The sequence below is a fragment of the Bacillus sp. AY3-1 genome (assembly GCF_008368785.1).
Lineage (GTDB): Bacteria > Bacillota > Bacilli > Bacillales > Bacillaceae_G > Bacillus_A > Bacillus_A wiedmannii.
Genome location: NZ_QORZ01000017.1, coordinates 401,228 through 426,860 on the forward strand (window position 1 = coordinate 401,228; position 25,633 = coordinate 426,860).

General features: G+C 37.8%; 24 protein-coding genes, 2 pseudogenes and 2 other annotated features. All 26 genes and pseudogenes read right to left on the reverse strand.

Translation table 11 applies throughout. The features are described 5' to 3' along the window. Window positions 1-46: 46 nt before the first annotated feature. Window positions 47-1,330, reverse strand: a complete 1,284-nt coding sequence (gene obgE / locus DN389_RS17625; RefSeq protein WP_046958810.1) for a GTPase ObgE — start codon at window positions 1,328-1,330, stop codon at window positions 47-49. Beyond that, window positions 1,330-1,878, reverse strand: coding sequence for a sporulation initiation phosphotransferase B (locus DN389_RS17630; protein WP_001003576.1), 549 nt, complete (start codon window positions 1,876-1,878; stop codon window positions 1,330-1,332). The genes obgE and DN389_RS17630 overlap by 1 nt, the downstream gene beginning before the upstream one ends. 63 nt (window positions 1,879-1,941) lie before the next feature. Next, window positions 1,942-2,232 carry a 50S ribosomal protein L27 gene (gene rpmA / locus DN389_RS17635; RefSeq protein ID WP_000944957.1) on the reverse strand — a complete coding sequence of 97 codons (291 nt, stop codon included), beginning with the start codon at window positions 2,230-2,232 and terminating at the stop codon, window positions 1,942-1,944. A gap of 3 nt (window positions 2,233-2,235) precedes the next feature. Beyond that, window positions 2,236-2,580, reverse strand: coding sequence for a ribosomal-processing cysteine protease Prp (locus DN389_RS17640; RefSeq protein ID WP_002008596.1), 345 nt, complete (start codon window positions 2,578-2,580; stop codon window positions 2,236-2,238). A gap of 11 nt (window positions 2,581-2,591) precedes the next feature. Beyond that, window positions 2,592-2,900: a 50S ribosomal protein L21 gene (rplU, locus tag DN389_RS17645; protein WP_000270907.1), complete on the reverse strand. Its 309-nt coding sequence runs from the start codon at window positions 2,898-2,900 to the stop codon at window positions 2,592-2,594. 14 nt (window positions 2,901-2,914) lie between these two features. Beyond that, window positions 2,915-2,992 (reverse strand) — a sequence feature (ribosomal protein L21 leader region). 77 nt (window positions 2,993-3,069) lie between these two features. Beyond that, complete coding sequence (locus DN389_RS17650; protein ID WP_149237417.1) at window positions 3,070-4,458, reverse strand: Rne/Rng family ribonuclease; 1,389 nt, start codon at window positions 4,456-4,458, stop codon at window positions 3,070-3,072. A 67-nt stretch (window positions 4,459-4,525) separates the two neighbouring features. Beyond that, window positions 4,526-5,386 carry a stage IV sporulation intramembrane metalloprotease SpoIVFB gene (gene spoIVFB, locus DN389_RS17655; RefSeq protein ID WP_000599080.1) on the reverse strand — a complete coding sequence of 287 codons (861 nt, stop codon included), beginning with the start codon at window positions 5,384-5,386 and terminating at the stop codon, window positions 4,526-4,528. Continuing rightward, the gene (gene spoIVFA, locus DN389_RS17660; protein WP_060488212.1) at window positions 5,379-6,125 is read right to left on the reverse strand and encodes a stage IV sporulation protein SpoIVFA; all 747 of its coding nucleotides are present in this window, start codon (window positions 6,123-6,125) and stop codon (window positions 5,379-5,381) included. The genes spoIVFB and spoIVFA overlap by 8 nt, the downstream gene beginning before the upstream one ends. A 133-nt stretch (window positions 6,126-6,258) precedes the next feature. After that, complete coding sequence (gene minD / locus DN389_RS17665; protein WP_000503312.1) at window positions 6,259-7,056, reverse strand: septum site-determining protein MinD; 798 nt, start codon at window positions 7,054-7,056, stop codon at window positions 6,259-6,261. A 2-nt stretch (window positions 7,057-7,058) separates the two neighbouring features. Further along, window positions 7,059-7,745 carry a septum site-determining protein MinC gene (minC, locus tag DN389_RS17670; RefSeq protein WP_000391511.1) on the reverse strand — a complete coding sequence of 229 codons (687 nt, stop codon included), beginning with the start codon at window positions 7,743-7,745 and terminating at the stop codon, window positions 7,059-7,061. 35 nt (window positions 7,746-7,780) lie between these two features. Further along, on the reverse strand, window positions 7,781-8,326 hold the full coding sequence (mreD, locus tag DN389_RS17675) for a rod shape-determining protein MreD (RefSeq protein WP_000975755.1): 546 nt from the start codon (window positions 8,324-8,326) through the stop codon (window positions 7,781-7,783). 14 nt (window positions 8,327-8,340) lie between these two features. Then, the gene (gene mreC, locus DN389_RS17680; RefSeq protein WP_001135496.1) at window positions 8,341-9,192 is read right to left on the reverse strand and encodes a rod shape-determining protein MreC; all 852 of its coding nucleotides are present in this window, start codon (window positions 9,190-9,192) and stop codon (window positions 8,341-8,343) included. A 41-nt stretch (window positions 9,193-9,233) separates the two neighbouring features. Beyond that, complete coding sequence (gene mreB, locus DN389_RS17685; RefSeq protein ID WP_000466737.1) at window positions 9,234-10,253, reverse strand: cell shape-determining protein MreB; 1,020 nt, start codon at window positions 10,251-10,253, stop codon at window positions 9,234-9,236. A gap of 157 nt (window positions 10,254-10,410) precedes the next feature. After that, window positions 10,411-11,088 carry a DNA repair protein RadC gene (gene radC / locus DN389_RS17690; protein ID WP_087957065.1) on the reverse strand — a complete coding sequence of 226 codons (678 nt, stop codon included), beginning with the start codon at window positions 11,086-11,088 and terminating at the stop codon, window positions 10,411-10,413. Window positions 11,089-11,135: 47 nt separating this feature from the next. Next, complete coding sequence (locus DN389_RS17695) at window positions 11,136-11,711, reverse strand: Maf family protein (RefSeq protein ID WP_097889236.1); 576 nt, start codon at window positions 11,709-11,711, stop codon at window positions 11,136-11,138. A 221-nt stretch (window positions 11,712-11,932) separates the two neighbouring features. Then, entirely contained in the window at window positions 11,933-12,895 is a 963-nt protein-coding gene (locus DN389_RS17700; RefSeq protein ID WP_098190925.1) for a stage II sporulation protein B, read from the reverse strand. 165 nt (window positions 12,896-13,060) lie between these two features. Further along, entirely contained in the window at window positions 13,061-14,362 is a 1,302-nt protein-coding gene (locus DN389_RS17705; RefSeq protein WP_098190926.1) for a bifunctional folylpolyglutamate synthase/dihydrofolate synthase, read from the reverse strand. 91 nt (window positions 14,363-14,453) lie between these two features. Then, on the reverse strand, window positions 14,454-17,099 hold the full coding sequence (locus tag DN389_RS17710) for a valine--tRNA ligase (RefSeq protein ID WP_149237418.1): 2,646 nt from the start codon (window positions 17,097-17,099) through the stop codon (window positions 14,454-14,456). 37 nt (window positions 17,100-17,136) lie between these two features. Further along, window positions 17,137-17,369, reverse strand: a binding site (T-box leader). Window positions 17,370-17,540: 171 nt separating this feature from the next. Next, on the reverse strand, window positions 17,541-18,566 hold the full coding sequence (ysxE, locus tag DN389_RS17715) for a spore coat protein YsxE (protein ID WP_048541358.1): 1,026 nt from the start codon (window positions 18,564-18,566) through the stop codon (window positions 17,541-17,543). Window positions 18,567-18,615: 49 nt separating this feature from the next. Further along, a complete protein-coding gene (gene spoVID, locus DN389_RS17720) occupies window positions 18,616-19,620 on the reverse strand; it encodes a stage VI sporulation protein D (protein WP_098092652.1) in 1,005 nt (334 codons plus the stop codon). 79 nt (window positions 19,621-19,699) lie between these two features. After that, window positions 19,700-20,989: a glutamate-1-semialdehyde 2,1-aminomutase gene (gene hemL / locus DN389_RS17725; RefSeq protein WP_048541355.1), complete on the reverse strand. Its 1,290-nt coding sequence runs from the start codon at window positions 20,987-20,989 to the stop codon at window positions 19,700-19,702. Next, complete coding sequence (gene hemB / locus DN389_RS17730) at window positions 20,989-21,978, reverse strand: porphobilinogen synthase (RefSeq protein WP_046958800.1); 990 nt, start codon at window positions 21,976-21,978, stop codon at window positions 20,989-20,991. The genes hemL and hemB overlap by 1 nt, the downstream gene beginning before the upstream one ends. A gap of 20 nt (window positions 21,979-21,998) precedes the next feature. Beyond that, window positions 21,999-22,154: pseudogene (locus tag DN389_RS17735) on the reverse strand (uroporphyrinogen-III synthase); the annotation flags it as partial. Between the two features lie 141 nt (window positions 22,155-22,295). Next, window positions 22,296-23,426, reverse strand: coding sequence for an RNA-guided endonuclease InsQ/TnpB family protein (locus DN389_RS17740; protein ID WP_149237419.1), 1,131 nt, complete (start codon window positions 23,424-23,426; stop codon window positions 22,296-22,298). Between the two features lie 674 nt (window positions 23,427-24,100). After that, window positions 24,101-24,700: pseudogene (locus tag DN389_RS17745) on the reverse strand (uroporphyrinogen-III synthase); the annotation flags it as partial. Between the two features lie 2 nt (window positions 24,701-24,702). Beyond that, window positions 24,703-25,632 carry a hydroxymethylbilane synthase gene (gene hemC, locus DN389_RS17750; RefSeq protein ID WP_149237421.1) on the reverse strand — a complete coding sequence of 310 codons (930 nt, stop codon included), beginning with the start codon at window positions 25,630-25,632 and terminating at the stop codon, window positions 24,703-24,705. Window position 25,633: the final 1 nt, after the last annotated feature.

Genomic DNA, 25,633 nt, shown 5'->3' on the forward strand with positions numbered 1-25,633 from the left:
GAATCAGACATTTACAATAAAAAAAGACTGCCATATTTCGGCAGTCTTAATCGATAAATTCAAATTGATATTCAAGAATTTTTACAATATCCCCGTCTACTGCACCACGTGCACGAAGGGCTTCATCAATACCCATTCCACGCATTTGACGAGCAAATCGGCGTACAGATTCATCACGTGAGAAGTCTGTCATTTTGAATGTTTTCTCAATATCGTAACCAGAAATAACAAATGTGCCATCACTTTCGCGTGTAATTTCAAAATTAGATTCAGATTCAAATTTGTACATTACACTTGCTTCAGATTCTTCCACATCATCATACATTGGGAATTCTGGTGTTGTTTCTAATAAGTTCGCTACTTCAAATAGTAAGTCACGAACACCTTGCTTCGTTACAGCTGAGATTGGGAAAATTTTCACTTCGTCTCCCAATTTTTCTTTAAATGCTTGTAAGTTTTCTTCTGCACCTGGCATATCCATTTTGTTTGCAACAACAACTTGTGGACGCTCAGTTAAACGCATATTGTATTCTTTTAGTTCACTATTGATTGTTACATAATCTTCATATGGCTCACGGCCTTCTAAACCAGACATATCGATAACGTGCACGATTACACGTGTACGCTCAATATGACGTAAGAATTGGTGTCCAAGTCCGACGCCGGCATGTGCGCCTTCAATTAGTCCAGGAAGGTCAGCCATAACGAAGCTGCGGCTATCACCAGTTTCAACAACACCAAGATTTGGAACGATTGTTGTAAAGTGATACTCTGCAATTTTCGGACGCGCTGATGATACAACAGATAATAATGTAGATTTACCTACACTTGGGAATCCAACAAGTCCAACATCTGCTAGCACTTTAAGTTCTAGCGTGACATCACGTTCTTGACCTGGTTCCCCGTTCTCAGCGATTTCTGGCGCTGGGTTCGTCGGTGTTGCGAAACGTGAGTTACCACGGCCACCGCGGCCACCTTTTGCGATTACAGCTGTTTGTTCATGCGTTACTAAATCGGCAAGAATTTCACCTGTTTTTTCATCTTTTACTATTGTTCCCGGTGGAACCTTTACGATTAAATCTTCAGATTTACGACCGTGCTGACCTTTACTCATTCCGTGCTGACCACGATCAGCTTTGAAATGACGTTGGTAGCGGAAGTCCATTAATGTACGTAAGCCTTCCTCAACAACAAAAACAACATCTGCACCTTTACCACCGTCGCCACCTGCTGGGCCACCTTTAGGTACATACTTCTCACGACGATACGCAACCATTCCGTTACCACCGTCGCCGCCTTTTACATATATCTTGACCTGATCTACAAACATTATTTCACCACACTTTTTTCGATTAGTTGTAATATAACTGAGACTTCTTCGTCTCGTACTGTATAAGAAATGGAATACCATTTATTGTTTTGGTTCGCAAGCCAATTCTGTAGTTCTTCTACACTCGTTAGCTTACCACGAAAATCAAAAAAGAAACGAGCATTCTCCGCGTCACATTCAATTGTGATACAAACATAATTTTCAACATATACGTCTAAACTATGCTGAAGTATTGAGAAAAATTGATTCGTCCATGTACATACAATCTCATCTAAGTGAGATAAGTTATGTAATTTCCCTAATACTTCGTACTCCAATAAGCACGGCTGCTGTTTCCAATTATATGTTAAAATCCACTCTGAAAATAAAGGCATTGATAACCCTATCAGATTGGATTCTTGTCTCGCTTCTTGGACAAAACGATCGATGAGACTATGAATTTCTTCCACTTTTCCAAGGGAAAGGTTTCCTTTCACCATCTGCATACGATTGAGCCAATCATGTCTTGAATGACGCAATGCATCTATAATTGTCCATTTTTCATTCATTTAGATACCCCTTAATATAGAAAAACTCTAACCTGCACTCAGGTTAGAGTTTTCCGTGAGTTCTTATGCTTCTTGAGCAACAGGATATACGCTCACTTGTTTGCGGTCACGGCCAAGACGCTCAAAGCGTACTACGCCGTCAACTTTCGCGTATAAAGTGTCATCGCCACCACGACCAACGTTAACACCTGGATAAATTTTTGTACCGCGTTGACGGTAAAGAATTGAACCACCTGAAACCGTTTGACCATCTGCGCGTTTAGCACCAAGACGTTTTGACTGAGAGTCACGACCGTTCTTTGTACTACCTACACCTTTCTTAGATGCGAAAAACTGAAGATCTAATCTTAACATACGTTACACCTCCTGCACTTTTTCTATTAAACGGATATACTTTCCGTAATCAAGTTCGATCGTCTTAAGCGAAACAACCAATCCTTCTAAAAGTATCTGTGCTTTTTCTGCTGTATGAACGTCTAAATCATTAGGCAATTCATACGTTAAGAATCCACCATCACTTCCGAGTTCAATAGTTGCTTGCACATTACAAAGTTCTTCCACTGCATTTATAGAACCAAACACAACCGCTGTAGTTCCAGCACAGACAAGATCTTGTCCATGTGGCGCATAATTGGCATGTCCAGTCATTTTAAATGATTGGATACTTCCTAATTTCGTGCGACTTATCGTAATTTTAATCATGTTAACCTGAATTAAGCGTTGATAGCTTCAACAACTAGCTTAGTGTAAGGTTGACGATGACCTTGTTTCTTACGATTGTTCTTTTTCGCTTTGTATTTGAAAACGATGATTTTCTTAGCGCGACCTTGTTTTTCAACTTTCGCAGTAACTGTTGCACCTTCTACAACTGGGCTACCAACTTTAACGTTTTCGCCACCAACGAAAAGAACTTTGTCAAAAGTAACAGTTTCACCAGCTTCAACATCTAATTTTTCAATGTAGATTGCTTGACCAGCTTCAACTTTAATTTGTTTTCCACCTGTTTCGATAATTGCGTACATACTTGCACCTCCTCTTAATTACTAAGACTCGCCAAAAACGAGGTAGACATAAATGTCTTTAGGGAACCTGTCTTGTGCGGTTGTAGCATATAGCCGTTTAGGTGCTATAAACTATAACATAAAGATGTTATCATGAATCATAGACGGTTGTCAATAAATGTTCTACTAACTATTTTTTCCGTTCTACAATTTCTGTTTTACTTCCAAAACGGACAATTGCATACTTTTCGATCATATCATCTTTGAAACAAATTTCAAATGGAATATTTTTTTGTAATTCTTTTTGCAAAAATTGTTTTTGCAATTCTCTAGGTGCAGCGATTAATACTGCCTCATCCTCTATATTGCCATATGTAATTAGCTCTCTCTCTAACTCATACGCAATTGTTTCATATGACATTACATACCCCGTCGCTTTGCAAGATACACACTCTTCTAGTAATACGTCGCGTAAAGAATGTTTCTTACGTTTACGTGTCATCTCCAAAATCCCTAACTCTGTAAAACCGAGAACTCTTGTATATGTGCGATCATTTTGCATAGCAGCCATCAGACATTCTCTTACCTTTTCTTTATCTTCTCTTCTTTTCATATTAATAAAATCAATTAATATCATACCACCGATATCACGCAGTCTTAATTGACGTGCAATCTCTTCAGCTGCCACTTCATTTGTACGAAGGACTGTATCTTGTAAATTCTGTTTTCCAGTAAACTTGCCTGTATTCACATCAATTACAGTCATCGTCTCCATTTGTTCCACAATTAAATAGGCACCATTCGGGAGCCACACAATTTTTTGAAGTGCTTTTTCGATCTCACGCTCTATTCCAAAATGGTTAAAAATTGAAGATTTTTCATTATAAAAAGATACTTTTTCTTTTCCGATCTTTTCTTCTAATTCTTTTACTATACTTCTTGTATCTACAACTACTTTTTCAATCGTTTCAATCGGATTCTCTTGGAATACACGATCTAAAAAGGTCGCCGGTCGATGAAGTAGTAACGGTGCCTTTCCTTGGCCCTCTTTTCTTTTTAGCTCTTCATATAACTGCTGTAACCTTTGCATTTCAGCTTCTATTTCTTCAATTTCTCCTTTTTCAGAAGCAGAGCGGAAAATATAACCTCCTGTCCCTTCTACCTCAATTTGGAGTAGCTGTTGCCTTCTTTTATTGTTTTTTATTTTCCGAGAAACCGCACGCATTTCATCATATGGCATATAAACGACATATTTCCCGGTAAATTCTACGTTCGCCGTCAATTTCGGCCCTTTCGTATCAATTGCCTCTTTCACAACTTGCACGAGTACTGCTTGCCCTTCATGTATACGATAAGAAGATGGTACATCATCGTATGAAAGGTACGCATGTTTTTCTAAACCGATGTTTACAAAAGCTGCGTTCATTCCAGCAATCGTTCTTACGATACGTCCAACATAAATATGCCCAACAATCTCTTGTTCTTCATTTCGTTTCCATAAAAACTCAACAATTTTTTTCTTCTCTTCAATTGCAACGCGTTTTTCCGATCCTGCATAGTTCATATATAACGTTTTCAAAATTCTTTCCTCACTTTATAATCTTCTTTGCTTTTACAATAATAAAAGGTTAGTGCTATCGTCAACACTAACCGATTAATTCTTCAACAGATGAAGTTGTTCGTTTTTCAGTAAAATACGCATAGAGTAATTCATTTTCATCCAATGTATAATGTTCTTTATATTTTCCATGGACGATAATAGAGTGCTTATACCCTCTACGAAATTTTGTGAATATCTTATATAAATGATCTTCTGATTGCACTTCAATAGGTGCAATCTTTTCAATTCCTCTTTTGTTCCCATAATAACGTTCCAATAAAAAACGCATAAAGGCATACTGTCTTTGTTTCCACTCTTGATATAACGACACCGCTAAAAATATGAGTAGTACCCACATCATAATATTGTTACTATTCCAAAGTAACTGCCACACTAGTATTACACTAAAAAAAACACATGATAATTTCATCATCTTTTCATGTGCTTGTAAATAAGGAAAACGATATGATAATACGTTAAACAATACTTTTCCACCATCAAGCGGCCAAATAGGTAGTAAATTAAATGCTAAAATAATTATATTATTCCATATAAAGAAATAATATAAATCCGCACCCAGCCAACCAGCTTCAAACACTATATAACCTACCACCATCATCCAAATATGTTGTATAGGCCCTGCAATTACAACAACAAGCTCCTCTTTCAATGACTTATTCCCATGCTCCTCAAGCTCAGCCACACCACCAAACGGTAAAAGTTGAATCTTTTTAATACGCCAATTGTAGTGTGCCGCCGCAAAGGCATGCCCAAGTTCATGGATAAGAACGATACAAAATAACAGTAGTAACTCTTTAAAACGTGCCGTAAAAATGCCAATGACAATAATAACCCAAAACAACGGATGTACTGAAATCTTCGTTAAAACTTCTCTATATTTAATCAAATGAAATCACCTGAATCGGGTCAATAAATTTTTCATTCTTTTTTATCGCGAAATAAAACTTACCATTTTTATTATTCGCATCATTATTCACCGTTCCAATTTTTTGTTTCTTTGAAACGTAATCATATAATTTCACTGTCATGTCATTTAAATTCGCATACCACGATTCTGTTCCATCTGCATGCTGAATTTGAACCGTATTACCAAGTTCCTCTTTCTTGCCTGCAAAAACAACTAGCCCTTCATTCACTGACTCAACAGTTGCATTTATAGCTGTTTGAACAAATACACCTTGGCCATTTTTTTGAAACCCTTGCATCACCTTTCCAGAAGCAGGGATAGCATAATCTTTTTGCTGAATAGTTCCTTCTTTTTTCTCAGTAGGTGAATAAAATACGAGCGGTTTTCCAAACTGCTTTTCGTACCATTTCGCTACAGTAGCAAACTGAAATTCTTCTTTCATCACTTTTTCTGTAACAGCTTTAGCACCGTCGAAAGAAGGGGGTGCATTCTTATATAAGATAGCGACAGAAAGAACTAATATTGCTGATAACAAAAATTTGAAGAAAAATACTTCTTTTCGAAATAAAGGATGAATTTCCTTTTCTCCTTCTTCAATAAATACTGTTTCACTATCAAAATTCCCTCCAGCAAAATACTGCTCTTCCTCCATCTTTTCTTGCTCTGCCTTCCTTTTCGCAATCCGTTTTTTAATTTCTTCTACACGACTATTTTTCATACTGTCTCCTTTCTTTCGTTAAGCTAATTTAAATAGAAACAGTTGTATACAGTTTGTACATATGTATGAGCTAAGAAAGGAAGATATTCGTGTGAAGAAAAAAGAAAGCACTTCGCATATGTGCGAAGTGCTTTTAACGGATTCCAAAGAAGTTTTTCATCTTTGTAAATACCGATACCTTTTCTTGTCCAAATGCTTGCAATGGTACATTCTCACCCAACAAGCGTCTTGCAATATTACGATAAGCTAACGCTGCTTTTCCGCTCGGTTGCAACGCTACAGGTTCACCTGTATTTGTAGCACGAATAACTTCATCATCATCCTCGACAACACCAAGAAGCTCGATTGACAATGTACGTACGATTTCATCAACATCTAACATATCCTGCTCATGAAGCATATGACTACGCACACGATTAATAACAAGTTTTGGTGGTTCAATATCCTCTTTTTCTAAAAGCCCGATAATACGATCCGCATCGCGCATTGAGGATACTTCTGGCGTCGTAACAACGATTGCTTTATCCGCACCAGCTACCGCATTTTTAAATCCCTGCTCAATCCCCGCAGGACAATCAATTAATATGTAATCATAATCTTGACGTAATACTTGTATTAATTCATCCATTTGTTCAGGTGTTACCGCTGATTTATCACTCGTTTGTGCTGCAGGTAATAAATAAAGATCATCAAAACGCTTATCTTTAATAAGCGCCTGAGGTAAACGGCAACGCCCTTCAACGACATCAACAAGATCAAATACAATACGATTTTCCAGCCCCATTACTACGTCTAAGTTTCGAAGACCGATATCTGTGTCAATTAAGCACACTTTCTTTCCAGATAACGCCAGGGCTGTACCAATGTTCGCAGACGTTGTAGTTTTACCTACTCCGCCTTTTCCAGATGTAATTACTATTGCCTCTCCCACAGCTATACAATTCCCCTTTCTAACTTTGTTAAATTAGGTCTAAGATGAGTGAGAAGTTGCAGTCGATCGACAACAATGTGATTGTTCTCATTAATATACGCACATTCTGCCGCCTCCGCTCCGTCTTCTTTCTCTTCCGGAGCCCGCATTGCCACATCACTAATTCGAAGTTGCATCGGGTTCATATCAGATGCAGCGATTACGGCATCCGAATCCCCATAATACCCAGCATGCGCAATTCCTCTTAATGATCCTACGACAAAAATATTCCCCCCAGCGATAACCGTTCCGCCTGGATTAACATCACCAATTAACAATAAATTTCCTTTTACATGTAAAACTTGTCCAGAGCGAACAATTTTGGAAATAGGGACAATTTCTGTTTCTTCTTTCCAAGCTATTGCTTCTGCTTTCGTTATAACATCACTTTCAATTGAATCCACAACAAGATTCTTTTTATTACGAATTAACGTACGAATCTCTTCTTGTTGGACTTCTGTTAAATAACGATTTCCCACTTTCACATGCACTTCAATTAAAGAGCGCCCATCACCATCATAGTAATGTGTAGAAAGCTTTTCATCCAGTTCCTCCAGTAATTCAGAGAATGAACAACAATCATCTAAATGAAGCGTTATTCCGTCTTTTGTCCCTTTTATTGTTACATTTTGTTGCTTTTTTTCTTCCACTAAAGTTCACCCCACCGATTCAATTCGACATAAAATTAGAAAATCCTTTTTTCTTTTTCTTCCATCGCTTTTGAAAGACGCACTAAATATCGTCTCAGTGGGAAACAAACTATCAATAAGAAAATTGCATTTAGCAATAAAGTAGACAGGAGACGATCTGTGAAAAAGACATACGCTGACATATGAGTACGTCCTAACAAAGTTAAAAATCCATACACATAATACTCTAGTGCTACAATGCTAGCTAGTACAATAGAAGCAACAATAAATAAATTCAATTGTAGTATCTTCATCACACTATAAACTAAATAAGCTAAAATCGGATACGCAAATATATATATACCGACAAGTTCTGTGTATACGGTATCAAATAAGAAACCAAATAAGAGTCCGTAATAAATCCCTTGGACCGGACTATAGTACACAGTAATAAAACATAACACAATTATAAAGAAATGAGGTGCTGCTATACCGTCTTTCCAAAAAACCTCTGTTGGAACAATAGTAGCAAACATATTTTCAAATAGAAAAACAAAAAGGAGCAAAAGAGGAAGAGCTGCTCTTTTTAAAATCTTCATCATCTCTTCTCCCCCTCCTATTCTAATGGCGCTGAAGGCGTTGCACGTTTAGCAACCATAATATGCTCTACGTCATTCAAGTCAGCGGCCGGTTTTACATAAGCTGTTTTTGTTAAGCCGTATGGATCTGGCTGAACATCAACGATTGTTCCAATTACAAGACCTTTTGGGAAAATATCACCAAGTCCAGATGTTACAACTAATTGATCTTTCGCTACCTGAGCATCAGAGCCAATCTTTGTGAAAAGAAGTAAGTGCTTTTCTTTGTCGTAACCTTCAATCAATCCGAAGATTTTCTCATCACCTTGTACGATAGCAGAAACACGATTTGTTCGGCTCATAGAGCTTAGCAATTCTACTGATGATGTAAACTGGGATACACTTTTCACTCGTCCAACTAGACCTTGTGAAGTTACTACAGCCATATCTTTTTTAATTCCTTGCTGTGCTCCTTTATCAATTCCGATTAAATCGTACCATTTATCTGGATTACGAGAAACAACAGTAGATGGAATTTCAGTATATTGGCTATTCAACTCTTTTTTACCCGTTAACTCTTGTAGCTTCTTGTTATCATCTTCTAATTGTTTTACTTTCCCTGATAGACCTGCATAATTATCTAATTTTGCTTTTAATTCTTTATTCTCTTCATACGTGCGCTTTACATCCTCTACATTTTCGAAGAATCCAGCTACGTATTTCGCTGGCTTTTGGAATACACGTTCTACAACACCGACAGTGTCTTTAACAAACTGCTCTGGCCATGTTAAACTGTTCCGTTCTTTCAATGAGATTCCAATCAATGCCACGAGAAGAATAATACTAACTAACAAAACAATTAATCTTTTGTTTAAGAAAAACTGTGGCACGTTCACACCCTCTTAATTTCATTGATTTTTATTTTGCAATATTATCGAGCAGCAGTTTTGAAAAGATCGATATTGTCTAATGCTTTACCCGTTCCAATTGCTACGCAATCTAATGGATCTTCCGCAACAAGAACTGGCATATTTGTTTCTTCACTAATCACTTTATCTAAGTTACGTAGTAATGCTCCGCCGCCTGTTAATACGATACCACGGTCCATAATGTCTGCCGCTAATTCAGGTGGAGTTTTCTCTAACGTATTTTTAACAGATTCTACAATTGCATCTACTGTATCTTTTAATGCATCTGCAATTTCTTCTGGCTGAATTAGTACTGTTTTTGGTAAACCACTTACTAAATCACGACCGCGAATTTCCATAGGCTCGATACCTTCTGGCTCGCCTGCAGAACCAATTTCTAATTTTAATGCTTCAGCCGTTCTTTCACCAATCATTAAGTTATAGCTTTTCTTAATGTACTGAATGATTGAATCGTCCATATCATCACCAGCAACACGAACTGATTGACTTGTTACAATACCACCTAAAGAAATGATTGCAACTTCTGTTGTACCGCCACCGATATCAACAACCATACTACCAGTTGGTTCCCAAACAGGTAAGTTCGCACCAATTGCTGCTGCAAATGGTTCTTCGATTGGATAAGCATCACGAGCACCCGCTTGACGAGTCGCATCGATTACTGCACGTCTTTCTACAGCTGTAATACCAGACGGTACACATACCATTACGTAAGGCTTACGTGAGAAGAATCCATTTGATTTTTGAGCTTGTTGAATGTAATATTTCATCATTGTTGCTGTCGTTTCGTAATCAGCAATTACACCGTCTTTCATCGGGCGAAGTGCCACAACGTTTCCTGGTGTACGACCAATCATTTGTTTTGCATCGCTACCTACAGCAACGATTTGTTTCGTATCAGTTTGTAACGCTACTACTGAAGGTTCACGTAAAACTACACCTTTTCCTTTTACATATACAAGCGTGTTCGCAGTTCCTAAATCTATTCCAAGATCGCGAGTAAAGCCACCAAATCCAAACATATTATTTATCTTCCTTTCTTGTTTTCACGGACTCATTTTTTCTTACTTTATATTATAAAAACAGTACGTTTTTTATATCTTTATCCTTTTTGTAGATAAATTTCTACAAAAAACTCATAAATCACATTATAAAACAAAATAAGTAAAAAGCATAGTCTTAAATATGACCTTTTTCCTTTAAACTCACGAATTTATGGTCGCCTATTATAATATGGTCAAGCACTTCAATTCCGATAATTCGGCCGCATTCTACTAAGCGTTTTGTTACTTCAATATCTTCTCGGCTCGGCGTGGGGTCTCCTGAGGGATGGTTATGAAGACATATGATAGAGGCTGCTGCACGGCGGAACGCTTCTTTAAATACTTCCCTTGGATGTACAATTGATGTGTTTAAGCTTCCAATGAAAATTGTTTGCCTATGTATAACTTGATTTTTTGTATTTAAATATAAACATACAAAATGCTCCTGCTGCAGGAAACGCATTTCTTCCATCATATATCTCGCGCAATCTTCTGGGCTTCGAATGCTATATCTATTTTGATATTCTAAACGCACCATTCTTCTACCGAGTTCAAAAGCAGCTATAAGCTGGGTTGCCTTCGCAACCCCAACACCATGTATACTGACAAGCTCTTCTAACGTTGCATCTTTCAACATACGTAAACCGTCAAAGTGATGTAAAATTTTATCTGATAACTTTAAAACTGTTTCTTCTTTAGAACCTGTTCTGAGTAACACTGCAAGAAGCTCCCGATTCGATAAACTTCCAGCTCCTTCTAACAATAAACGCTCCCGTGGCTGTTCTTCTTTGACAACATCACGAATACCGTTCATTTCTCCACCCCTTTTATTTGTTCTCTCAAAGAAAATCCCATGCAATTTTACGCATGGGTTACATCAATATTGAATTGTTTTAATTCCCGAACAAGACGGGAAATTGGTAACCCGACTACACTATAGTAGTCCCCTTGAATATGTTGAACAAAAATAGACCCTTTACCTTGAATCCCATAACTTCCTGCTTTATCAAGAGGCTCTTTCGATGCAACATATGCGTCAATTTCTTCTTCTGTTAATTCCCAAAACGTAACTTCTGTACGCTCGTAAAAAGTGACTGTTTTGTCTTTCGCTATAATTGCAACACCCGTATACACCTCATGTGTTTTCCCTGATAATAATTGCAACATTTCTTTCGCCTCAGCCTCATTAGAAGGCTTTCCAAGTATACGCGACTCATATGTAACAATTGTGTCTGCACCTAACACAATGTGATCACTATTCGTTTCTGCTACCGCAGATGCTTTTTGCAAAGCAAGTGACATAACAATATCAGAAGGTGATGAATACGCACCAATCTTTTCTTCTACTTCACTTACAATAATTTCAAATGGCACACCAGCTAACTCAAGTAATTCCTTCCTGCGAGGTGACCCTGAAGCTAAAATAATTTTTTTCATATTTTCTCCTTCCTTTCTCACATGAAGCAGAATCATTTACAACAATCGTATCAAAGGAATAGTTTGTCCACAAATGAAAGAAATATTATCTTCTCTATATAAAATAATACCTCTTTACTAACATACAATTATATTTCTGCCATAGAGAAAGCACTTTACTATAAATTCAAAAGAAAAGAAAGAAGTACCTACACTTCTTCCCTCATCATTTCATTATCCTATTATTTCGCCTTTTGTGAAACAATTTTTTCATACGAAAGCATACCATCAATAATAACTTGATTTAGTTTTGCCAAAGATTCCTTATCATCTTTTCCGTCCTTCACTGTTTGCACAGCTACTGACGTATACATATACAATTTCTTCGCTTCTTCTTGCTTCATACTTTTCCCTTCTTTTTCAATCGCTTTCCACTCTTTTTCAATCGCACCTATATCTTTTGCATTACTTTTTCCACTAGCTTGTACGCTGGAAGCATATTTTGCTAAATGAGTATATAATGGCTGTACTTTTGTTAAAAATGCCCCAACTTCTTTATCATCTTTCAGTAATGCTTTATCTGTTATATCCCAGTCCTTTTTCAATACGGAGACATTATCATTTTTATACTGCGTCATTAATTGGTTTATGCCTTGTTCATCGCTAGCAATACCAACAACTAATGCATACTTATCACCGCTCGGTTTTAAAGCTGCAACGCCTCCATTACTTTTCCACTCTTCAAGAGCAGCCTGTCCCTTTTCTTCAGAAGAATAAATTCCTCCCTGAACAAAAAATAATTTCATTGGATTTAATGACGTTCCTGTCTGTGCTTTTTGTTTTTCCTCTTTTTGTGCTGGTGTTTGTTCTGATGTTCCACTCACCTTTGATTCTTCATTTCGCATCTGCTTCGAAGCCGTTACTTCGCTTCCCCCTGTCGCACCTTGTCCTTTAAGTAACTGTAGCATTCCCATTCCAAACGCCGTACCAATAATAATCGCCGTTGCAACGATTGCAATTAACGTATTGCTCCACTTCTTCCGTTTTTTTTCCGTAGAAGCTAATTTCGCTTTTTGAAACGGAACAACATTTTTTGGCCTTTCACTTTCTACTACCATCCATTCAAATTCATCTTTCTTCTTCTCCTCATACTTCGCTTCTGTTCCATTCACTTTCACTGAGATCGTTCGTGATTGCTTGTCCATACACTCACACCTCACCTCTTATCGTTGTCCGCATCATATCATATTCATTTCACAAAAAAACGAGATATTTGTCAGAGGAATTCGCCAAATAACCCTATATATTTATCTTATATGTATGCATTTGACTTCATTTGTAGAACAAAAAAACTAGATAGCAAAGACTATCTAGTTTTTCTCGCGAATATATTTTCGAACTTCCGAAATGAAATAAAGAGAACCTGTTATGATAAAAACATCATTTTCTCCAATCATTTCAACCTTCGTATCAATTGCCTCTTTCCAATTTTCAAAAACTAGTTTTGACTCTTTCTTTGAATACGATGCAAGCTTGTCAGCAGAAATAGCACGATCAAAGGCGAATGTTGTAAAAATAATTTCATCGGCAATGGTTTCTAATTGATCTACCATATTATGCAATTGTTTATCACCTAGGGCAGTAAATAAAACTATTACATTTTTATCTTTGTAATGTGATTCTACTGTTTTCACAAGACTTTCGATACCTTCTGGGTTATGGGCACCATCTATAATAATATCTGGATTGCTTTGCAGTTTTTCAAAGCGCCCAATCCAATACGCTTCCTGTAATCCAGTTCTTATTTCTTTTTCCTCGATTAAAAATGATAAGTATGTTTTGACATACATGACTGCCATAAGTGCAAGTGCTGCGTTTCCTACTTGGTGAACACCTTTCATTGAGATTCGCACATCTTCAAAAGTGGCGAAAGGACAAGTGAAATCGAACCGTTCTCCATCTTCGCCAGACTGTTTATGTAACGCTGTAAAATGCTTGCCCATCTCGTATAAGTTTGCATGATTTTCCTTTGCAACTTTTTGAATGACTTGCAATGCTTCCTCATCTTGTACACCAGTAATAACCGGAACACCAGACTTAATAATCCCCGCCTTTTCATATGCAATTTCTCCTAGTGTATTCCCTAAAATATGCATATGATCGTGGCCGATATTTGTAATAATCGTGAGAACAGGATGAATAACATTCGTAGAATCAAAGCGCCCTCCAAGCCCTGTTTCAAATAAAACAACATCACAGAAATTAACTTTACCGAAATAACAAATTGCCATAACAGTAATAATTTCAAACTCAGTCGCTTCCCCTAAATCCGTCCCATCTAGTTTTTCAACGACTGGCTTTACCATCTTTACAAGTTCAGTAATCTCTTCATCTGCAATTGGTGTCCCGTTCACACTAATACGTTCGTTAAATGTTTCAATATATGGAGAGGTAAATGTTCCTACCTTATATTTTGCATCTTCTAACATGTAGCGCATATATGTTAACGTTGAACCTTTTCCATTTGTACCAGCAAGATGAACACATTTTATGTGACGCTCTGGATTTCCGAGCTCTTCTAGCATCCATTTCATTCTTTCTAATCCCGGTTTAATACCAAACTTCAATCGGCTATGAATCCACCCTATCGCTTCTTCGTATGTATGTATCACGTATGCTTCCCCTTTCAAAAGACAACCTTCATACTCCTATTATACGCAAAGAAAAGAGACTCACCAATATAGTGAGCCTCTAAAAAATATTTTACTTTTCAAGATCTGCTAGACGTTGGCGAACTGCTTCACGTTTTTCTAGGTAGTCTTGCTCTTTCGCACGCTCTCCGTCAATAACTGCTGCAGGAGCTTTCGCTACGAAACCTTGGTTTGAAAGTTTCTTCTGTACACGTTCTACTTCTTTGTCGAACTTCTCAAATTCTTTCTCAAGACGTGCTCTCTCTTCATCAAGATTGATAAGATCAGCTAACGGTAAGAATAACTCTGCACCTGATACGATTGCAGTCATTGCTTTTTCTGGTGCTTGTAAATCCGTTTGAATTATTAATTCGCTTGGGTTACAGAAACGCTCAATGTAAGAGCTGTTTTTTGTAAGTTGAGCAAGTACAGCCTCATCTTTTGCTTTAATTTGCATTTGAACTTTTTTGCTCATCGGCGTATTAACTTCTGCACGGATATTACGAACAGAGCGAATGATATCAACTAGAAGGTGCATTTCTGCCGCAGCTTCTGTATCTTGTAAATCTTCGCGAACTGTTGGCCATGCTGCTACTGTAATAGATTCGCCTTCATGCGGTAAATGTTGCCAAATCTTCTCTGTTACGAATGGCATGAATGGATGTAATAGACGCATTGTTTGGTCTAATACGTAAGCTAAAATAGAACGAGTTGTTTTCTTAGCTGCTTCATCTTCACCATATAGTGGAAGTTTCGCCATTTCAATGTACCAGTCACAGAAATCATCCCAAATGAAGTTGTATAATGAACGACCAGCTTCACCGAACTCATATTTATCCATGTTACGCGTTACGCTTTCGATTGTTTCGTTTAAGCGAGTTAAAATCCACTTATCCGCAACTGATTTTTCACCAGTTAAATCGATTTCTTCATACTTCATATCATCCATGTTCATTAATACGAAACGTGATGCGTTCCAAATTTTATTAATGAAGTTCCAAGTAGACTCTACTTTTTCCATACTGAAACGTAGATCTTGACCTGGTGCGCTTCCTGTTGATAAGAAATAGCGCATTGCATCTGCACCGTACTTCTCGATAACATCCATTGGATCAATACCGTTACCAAGAGATTTACTCATTTTACGTCCTTGCTCATCACGAACTAAACCGTGAATTAATACATCTTTAAATGGACGCTCCCCTGTAAACTCTAAACCTTGGAAAATCATACGAGATACCCAGAAGAAGATGATGTCATAACCCGTTACTAGTGCATCTGTTGAATAGTAACGTTTGAAGTCTGCTGCATCTTCATTAGGCCAACCAAGTGTTGAGAATGGCCATAACGCTGAACTGAACCATGTATCCAGTACGTCGTTATCTTGATTCCAGTTTTCAATATCTGCTGGCTCTTCTGTACCTACGTATACTTCACCAGTTTCTTTATGATACCAAGCTGGAATGCGGTGTCCCCACCATAATTGACGAGAAATACACCAGTCGTGAATGTTTTCCATCCAGCGTAAGTATGTGTTTTCAAAACGTTCTGGTACGAACGTTACTTTCTCTTCTTCTTTTTGTTGAAGCTCTACCGCCTTCTCAGCAAGTGGAGCCATTTTTACGAACCATTGTGTTGATAAGTAAGGCTCAACAACTGCACCACTACGCTCACTATGACCTACTGAATGCATATGAGGCTCGATTTCTACTAATACGCCCGCTTCTTGTAAGTCCTTCACTAACGCTTTACGGCATTCGAAACGATCCATACCGTTATACTTACCAGCTTTTTCGTTCATTGATCCGTCTTCGTTCATTACTAAGATACGTGGTAAGTCATGACGATTACCTACTTCAAAGTCATTCGGGTCATGAGCTGGTGTAATTTTTACAACGCCTGTTCCGAAATCTTTTTCTACGTACTCATCAGCAATAATCGGAATCTCACGGCCTACGATTGGAAGTGTAACTGTTTTCCCGATTAAATGTTTGTAACGATCGTCTTCTGGATGAACTGCTACTGCTGTATCACCAAGCATCGTTTCTGGACGAGTAGTCGCAAGACGAATATGACCAGAGCCATCTGTTAATGGATAGTTCATATGGTAGAATGCACCTTGAACTTCTTTATGAATTACTTCAATATCAGAAAGAGCTGTGCGTGTTGCTGGGTCCCAGTTGATAATATATTCACCGCGGTAAATTAAGCCTTTTTCGTATAATTGAACGAATACTTTATTAACCGCATCAGATAAACCTTCGTCTAATGTGAAACGTTCACGAGAATAGTCTAGTCCTAAACCAACTTTCCCCCATTGTTGACGAATGTGAGACGCGTATTCCTCTTTCCATTCCCAAGCTTTTTCAAGGAATTTCTCACGGCCAAGATCGTAACGTGAAATACCTTCTTCACGAAGTTTTCCTTCTACTTTCGCTTGTGTTGCGATACCCGCATGGTCCATTCCTGGAAGCCATAATACATCGTAACCTTGCATACGCTTCGTACGAGTTAAAATATCTTGAAGAGTTGTATCCCAAGCATGACCTAAGTGTAACTTACCAGTTACGTTCGGAGGTGGAATTACAATTGTGTATGGTTGTTTCTTCTCATCTCCTGTTGCTTCGAAATATTTGCCTTCAAGCCACCATTGATAAAGGCCTTCTTCAACGGACATATGATCATATTTAGTTGGTAAATTCTTTTCCGTATTTGACATTATTTTCCCTCCTTAAAATAAAAAATGCCCCTCATCCAAAAAGGACGAGGGACATCGCGGTACCACCTTTATTTACAAACAAATTCAGAAATTTGCTTATACTCTTAATTTGATAACGGACAAATCCGTCTTTTCCTAATGAGAACTATTCCGTTCAGAAAAGATGCTCCAGGGCTACCTTCTAACATAACTATCTAGAGAATCTCCCAGCTAATGATTCTCCTCTCTGAAGACGTTTCTTGTTATACTCTTCCCCTTCAAGGCATTTATATGATTGTTAATTATTATATACAATAGTGTAAAAAACGAAACCCTATTCGTCAAGATAAATTTAATACTACGGCTTTTTGGGCAAAAAAAGAAGATAAGTAGCATCCTCTACTTATCTTCTTTATCCCGCTATTTGCGGGCAGTAAGACCCCCACTGATTAAAGTTTCACTTTATCCGTTCCCTTGCTGGGCAGCTTGTAATTGCGAAAGGAAATATTCTATATTGCTAACGAGCCAATGCGATTGTTGTAAGCTCTTTACTCCGAGAAGTTCATTTTCCTTATTGCGACTCCCTCTTCTTTTCTTATAAGACTGGATTTGCCGAATAAATTGCGATGGATACGTCATATACGCAAACATGAGTAGTTGCTCTTCTTTCGTAAAAGGGAAATTTTTTTGGTACATTTGATACCATTCAAACCGATCACTTCGCGCAATTGGATACGTATTTAAAGACCGAGAATAAAACCCTACTATATCTTGCACCGGTGTGGCAAACTTCGATTTTTCTAAACTAATAAAATAGCCATTCCGTTCATAATCAAATAAGAAATGATTAAGCGATACGTTACCATGTACAAAAGTAATACGTGTTTTTTCTTTTTCTTTCATCGCATCGTTCCACTCAGTTAATTGCTTCATTGCAAACTCACGCGCCCTCATTACATGATGATAGTACGTACAATATTGCAATTCAAACGGAGACATATACCACTTCGCTTCAGATTCTACGAGAAACTCTTCTAACATCTCACCATCATTCTCCCAGCGATCGGATATATTTGTATAATGTTTTTCTAAATCTTCTTCTGTATACGTTTCTTCTTTCACCGTTTTTTGATGTAACGTCCCGAGAGTTTGAAACATTTTATGGTATTGATCATTATCCTCGCCATTGCCTTCCGCACGTTCTAACCAAGGCATTAAATAATAATTATACGTCCCGTCACTTAAAATATAATTTCCATCCGTCGCATGGTATATAGGTACATAATTTGAAAAACCGTTCTCCTTCAAATATTGAATATGGTGCAAAAAGTTATTCCGCTCTAACTTCCCGTCTTCTATTTTCTTGAGCGCATACGGACCTTGATTCGTGTAAATTTTCGTTACACTTCCGTGCTCTTCCATATGCTGTGTATCCAATCTATATTGCCTTACAATGGGTTCATAGCGATTTCGTAATTCAATATCCATACGAATAACCCTTTCTATTCAAAACATAGCCTTTAGTGAAAACACTCACTTATTTCGCTTTTGCCCTTGAAACAGGAATATAAATAATTTGTCCCGCAGTTAAATATATATCTTCTGTTTGATTGACACGATATAAGTTTTGTACAGACGTTTCATAACGGTCTGCAACAGATTCGATTGTATCCCCTTCTTGCACGAAATACATTCTTAACTTTGTAAATTCTTCTTCCGGTTCTTTCGTAAATATTTTCGTTAAATAAAGTGCATTTTCATCTCGCTGTGAATACGTTTCTTCTTGCTCTTCTTGTTTTTTCGCTTTTTCTTTCTTGAAATCTTTTCTTCCGAACAATTCAAATTGTGGCGTTGATTCTTTCTCCTCTTCACGCTCCACAAATTCATGTTCTTCTATTTCCTCTTCCTCTACTTCCTGCTCTTTTCTTTGCTCTAGTTGAAACGGTTCAAATGCGTAATCTTCCCACTCATCTGATTCCTTATAGACTGGTTCTTCTACGTGCATGGCAGGTCTATTTTCATCTTCTTGTGCGGAATCAGCCTCTAACTCAGCATACGCTGTTTCTTCCTCTTCATCCTCGATTCTTTCTTCATCACATAAACCAGTGATAGATATATCCGCTAATAATTGTAAGCAACCATTTTCCTTTAATTCATAATCAAATTCCTCAATAGATACATATAGTTCTTCAATTACTTTCACACGGTTTCTCGGAATTGATATTTCAAGTGGAAAGGAATGAACAAGTTCATTAACCCCATCTTCCCTTGTTTCTACATAATCAATCGACTTCGCTGGCGATAAATCTCTTAATGAATAAGCCGAATCATCTTGCCGCGCAACATACTCTCCCGTTAAATCTAATTGCCCTCTCACGATAACTTCATGATCAAGCTCTTCTATCTCAACGTCTGGATCTAACGAAATTGACAAAAGTTCTTCGACTTCCTGTCCTTTTTGGAACCAAACAGATTCTTTTAATGAAAAACGTAATGAATGATCTGTTGCCACTTCTTTTCCCCCTCCCAAACTATATGTCATTACAGATTTATGTATGGAAAGCTGACTTTATGAATAAAAAAAATCGCTCCCCTTATGGAGAGCGATTTTCTTTCAAAAATTAAGCTTTTAATTTTGACATTGCAATTTCAGCTGCTGCAATCGTCGCTTCAATATCTGCATCACTATGTGCTGTCGATAAGAATAGACCTTCGAATTGAGATGGTGGCAAGAATACACCTTGTTCTACCATTTCACGATAGTAAGCCGCAAAGAATTCTAAGTTTGAAGATTTTGCTGCATCGTAATTAATAACTTGTTCATCTGTAAAGAAGATACCAATCATAGAACCCGCACGGTTAATATGATGCGGAATGCCATGTTTTTCAGCCGCTTTACGTAAGCCAGCTTCTAACATTTCAGCTTTACGCTCAAATTCTACATATGATTCTGGCGTTAACTGTACTAACGTTTCATAACCTGCTGCCATTGCAAGTGGGTTACCTGATAAAGTACCCGCTTGGTAAATCGGTCCGCTCGGTGCAACTTGGCGCATAATTTCTGCTTTACCACCGTATGCTCCTACTGGTAAGCCACCACCGATTACTTTACCTAAACAAGTTAAATCAGGTGTTACACCGTAATAACCTTGTCCGCAATTATAAGCAACTCGGAATCCTGTCATGACTTCATCAAAAATAAGCAATGCACCATTTTGCTCTGTTACTTCACGAAGACCTTCTAAAAATCCTGGTTGCGGAGGAACAACACCCATATTTCCTGCTACTGGTTCTACAATTATACAAGCAATATCATCACCAAATTGTTCGAAAGCGTATTTCACACTTTCTAAATCGTTATACGCTACGGTAATCGTATTTTTCGCTACACCTTCTGGTACACCTGGGCTATCTGGTAAACCTAGCGTCGCCACACCAGAACCCGCTTTAATTAATAACGAATCACCATGACCGTGGTAACAACCGATGAATTTCAAAATTTTATTACGTCCTGTATAACCACGAGCTAAACGTAGCGCACTCATTGTCGCTTCTGTTCCAGAGTTAACCATACGTACAATCTCAATTGATGGTACGCGCTCAATAACAAGTTTCGCTAATTTATTCTCAATTTCCGTTGGGGCACCGAAGCTTGTTCCTCTTTCAGCAACAGATTTTAAAGCTTCAACAACACGATCATTCGCATGACCATGAATTAAAGGACCCCATGATAATACGTAATCGATGTATTCATTTCCATCGATATCATATACTTTAGAGCCTTTTCCGCGCTCCATAAACAACGGATTCATACCAACAGACTTAAAAGCACGAACAGGGCTATTTACGCCACCAGGCATTAAATCTTGCGCCTCTTCAAACGCCGCAATCGACTTATCAAACTTTTTCATTATTTAGCGCCTCCTTCTTGTAACCATCTTGCTGCATCTTTTGCATGATACGTAATAATTAAATCTGCTCCTGCACGTTTCATGCTAATTAATTTTTCAAGTACAACTTCTTTTTCATTAATCCAACCATTTTGCGCTGCTGCTTTAATCATCGAATATTCACCACTTACGTTATAAGCAACGACTGGTAAATTAAAGTTATTTTTCACATCACGAATGATATCTAAGTAAGAAAGAGCTGGCTTTACAATTAAGAAATCTGCCCCTTCCATTACATCTGATTCTGCTTCACGGAATGCTTCCATACGGTTCGCTGGATCCATTTGATATGTTTTACGATCACCAAATTGCGGAGCACCGTGCGCCGCATCACGGAATGGTCCGTAAAATGCTGATGAATATTTCACAGCGTACGACATTACTGGTACGTGTCCAAAACCATTTTCATCTAATGCATGGCGAATTGCTGTTACGAATCCGTCCATCATGTTTGATGGCGCAATAATGTCCGCTCCTGCTTTCGCTTGGCTTACAGCTGTTTTCGCAAGAACTGCAAGAGACTCGTCATTTAAAATAATACCATCTTCAATTACACCGCAATGACCATGGCTTGTGAATTGACATAAACATGTATCTGCAACTACTACTAGCTCAGGGAATTCACCTTTAATTTGCTTAATTGCACGTTGCACAATTCCATGATCACAATATGCTGATGATCCAACTTCATCTTTTTCAGCAGGTAAACCAAATACAATAACAGAACGAATACCTAAATCAACAACCTCTTGCATCTCAGCTTGCAATAAATCTAAAGATATTTGATATACGCCTGGCATAGAAGGCACTTCATTACGAACATTTTCTCCTTCTAATACAAAAATAGGGTAAATAAAATCTTCCGTATGTAAAAACGTTTCACGCACAAGCGCACGCATATTACCACTTTGTCTTAAGCGACGATGACGATTAAATTGTAAAGAGTTCATAGATTTCTATCCCCATTCTTTTATTTTATAGATTCACAAATGCATTGTAGTAATGCTTCTACAGTGTACTCTTTCGGCATAATAACATGCGGAAAATAAAGGCTCGCCTCTTTTTCCGTAATAGGCCCTATACAAGCAATTGTACATTTTTTTGTCCATTCTCTCCAGTTTGTACCGATACGATAAACTTAACTAAATCTATACAATTCAATCAAATTTACACGAGTTAGTGCTTCATCATGTTCTCGCAACCCCGAAGGGACGAGGGGTATAACACTCCACACGAGGCAGTATCGTTACCTCCTATTATCAAGCATTTATTTTACCCATCTTGATAAGTTTATCGCAGCATTTACATCCCTATCGTGATGGCTATTGCACCCAACACAACACCATTCACGAATCTTTAAACTCCACTGTCCTTCTGGTTGAACTGAATGGTCGTATTTAACTCCGCAACATGAACAAATCTTGCTTGAGGCGAACCATTTATCAGCTTTTACATACGCAATGCCGTACTTCTCACACTTGTATGATAAACATTGAAAGAAGAAGTTTAATTTTTGAAAGGAAAATGCTTTCGATAGTTTTTTGTTTTTTAACAGGTTTGAGATAGATAAGTCTTCCACAACAATCCTCATTGGTTTGGTTTTCACCAATTTAGCTGTTGCTTGATGGATATGGTTATTTCGGATATTCGTAATTTTCCTAGATAACCGCAGGTGCTCAGCTTTAGCTTTTTCATATCCGGCAGATTGAACTTTTACACCTTTTTTAAATCTCCTAGACATATCTCTTTGAGCTGACTTTTTCCTTTTCAAAAGTTTTTTAACCTTGGCATCTTTGTTTATATTTCGTTCTTTCATACCATTAGAAGCTACACACAGCTCTTTTAAACCAACATCCACACCAATCGACTCATTGGTTAGTTCTTGTGATTCAAAGTCTTCTTGGAACCCTACACTCATCCACCAGTGACGACCATCAAAGGTAACTCTTGGATTGGATGGTTTTTTGTTTCTTGGTAGTTGTTGGCTTGTTTTCACTTCTCCAATAGACTGTATATGAACTACTTTCTTTCCTATAATCAGTCTTTCATAATTGGCATAAAATCCTTGGATTAAATCTTTTTTGGATTTATAAGAAGTGTGATAACCATTTTTGTACTTTTTGAACGAATTTTTTCTGGCCGTATCAAAATCTTTTGAAGCCTGTTTAGGAACTTGTGCATTGATGTCTTGTAACCACTCATATCTCTTTCGCTTCTTGATCTTTGTAAATCGTTTCTGTAAAGCTAACTGTGAAACAGATTTTCCAAATAGCTTATAATATCTATCACTCATTCTTTTGCAATAGTTATAAGCGAATCTTGCAGCACCAGCATGGTTTCTAAGCACTTTTTCTTGTTCAGACGTTGGAATCAGTCTAACTTTCTTCGCCAATATCATCAGAAGCCTACTCCTTTACTATGCGATTATTCAGGCACTCACCTTTCAGATACTGAAAGATTTGTTCTTCTGAATAGTAGCGTGTTCCATCAGCATTCTCCTGAGACTACTCGGATGCAAACCTGTTAATTCTGATACTTGACTAACTCGTGAAAATTCCATTATTATTCTCACCTCATTGAACCTAACATAGCACGTATGTTCGATATTTTCAATAAAGTTTGATAGATTTAATTAAATTTATCTCGTTCAACTAAGGGCGCAATTCCTTAGCCAGTTCTCTTATGAACTTCTCATGTTTTCACATGAGCGCAGACTATATGTTTATCTCTTTAGAGATAGAGGATTTTTCCACCACCATAGGCTTGTGATGTACTCTCGTCAGTTATACGAGATAGTCGTTGAACGTTCATCTTATCCATTTTGACTTAGATGATTCGAGGCGGAAGACCCATTGTTCTAGTGTTTAGGATTTAACCTTGCACCATCTGATTGATTTTTTCTGCTTTCGCAACATTCACGCTCACCATTTCTAGCCACGTTGTAGTTCAATCAGCTTTAGGGATTGCCCGCAGTTAACCCTCACTACTAGCCAATCACTTGACTAGCAGGGCTTACTGATATATTTAATTAACTTTGGTTATAATTGGTTAAATAAATCGTAACAGTTAGTTACCCTCAAGTAAACGAACAAAACTAGTAACAGTTGAAGGGCTCGTAAATGTAATAATGTCTACTTTCCCTACTTCTAACGCTACTATAAGCTCTTGCCTTTTCTCTACATTCTCTTCCGTACCATATACGATTAGCTCCTCTAGAGAAACACCAATTTCGCGAAGTGCAACTGGAATTACATCTCTTGCTAAATTCCCTTTCGGAAATAAAATGCACTCGTTTCCACTTAGTCTTTTTACAAACTCTTCTGCAAATACTTCTGCAACAAATGAAGTTGGAACGAAGTCCACTTGATAGCCCCGCTTTTCTAACTCTAACCTTGTTTTCACGCCTACTGCAGCAATTTTAGTCTTTGCGGGTAGCTTCTTTCTCAAACTATCTAGAAAAAAAGCTACCCCATTTTTACTCGTGAAAATAACCCAGTCATACGAATGCAGCTGCCCTGCTATATGTTGAATTTGCCTATGAGACATACCTTCCATACGCAAAAGCGGAATTTCCAATGGAATTCCGCTCTTTTCTTTCACCGCTACACTCATTTGTTTCGCTTGATGCTGGGCACGTGTAATTAATACCGTTTTGCCAGCGAGAGCGTTCATATTTATTGTTGCCCCTTATTTGCAGCAAGAATGAGTTCTTTTGCGCCTTGTTTAATTAAACGGTCCGCAGCCTCTAATCCTACTTCCTCTGGATTAGTTCCTGCTACTGTCTCTTTCAATAAAATAGAACCGTCCATAGAACCGACAAGAGCTGTTAATTCGATTGCATCATTTTCTGTAAGAGTTGCATATCCAGCGATCGGAACTTGGCAGCCACCTTCAAGTTTATGAAGAAATACTCGTTCTGCCGCCACTGTTCTTTCTGTTACTGCATCATTCATATGCGCTAACAACTTTAGTAAATCCTTATCATCCTCACGGCATTCAATCGCTAATGCACCTTGTCCTACAGCAGGTACACATAACGTCTCATCTAAATGTTCTGTAATAACTTCATTATCCCAGCCCATTCTTTGTAATCCAGCTGTTGCTAAAATGATTGCATCGTAATCTTCTTCTTGTAATTTACGTAAACGTGTATCGATATTTCCTCGAATCCACTTCACTTGTAAATCTGGTCTCGCAGCTAATAATTGTGCACTGCGTCTTAAACTACTCGTACCTAAAATAGCGCCTTCTGCTAACTCTTTAAACGATGCTCCGCTTTTTGAGATAAAAGCATCACGAGGGTCAACACGCTTCGGTGTACAACCAATCATTAATCCTTCTGGAAGTACGGCCGGCATATCTTTCATACTATGTACAGCCATATCAATTTCTTTCGTAAGTAACGCATGTTCAATCTCTTTAACAAACAAGCCTTTTCCGCCTACTTTTGAAAGAGTAACATCTAAAATAACATCACCTTTTGTGACGATTTCTTTCACTTCAAATTCATATGGTAAACCTAGTGCTTTTAACTGATCAATAAACCAGTTTGTTTGCGTTAATGCTAATTTACTCTTTCGTGACCCTACAATAATTTTGCGCATA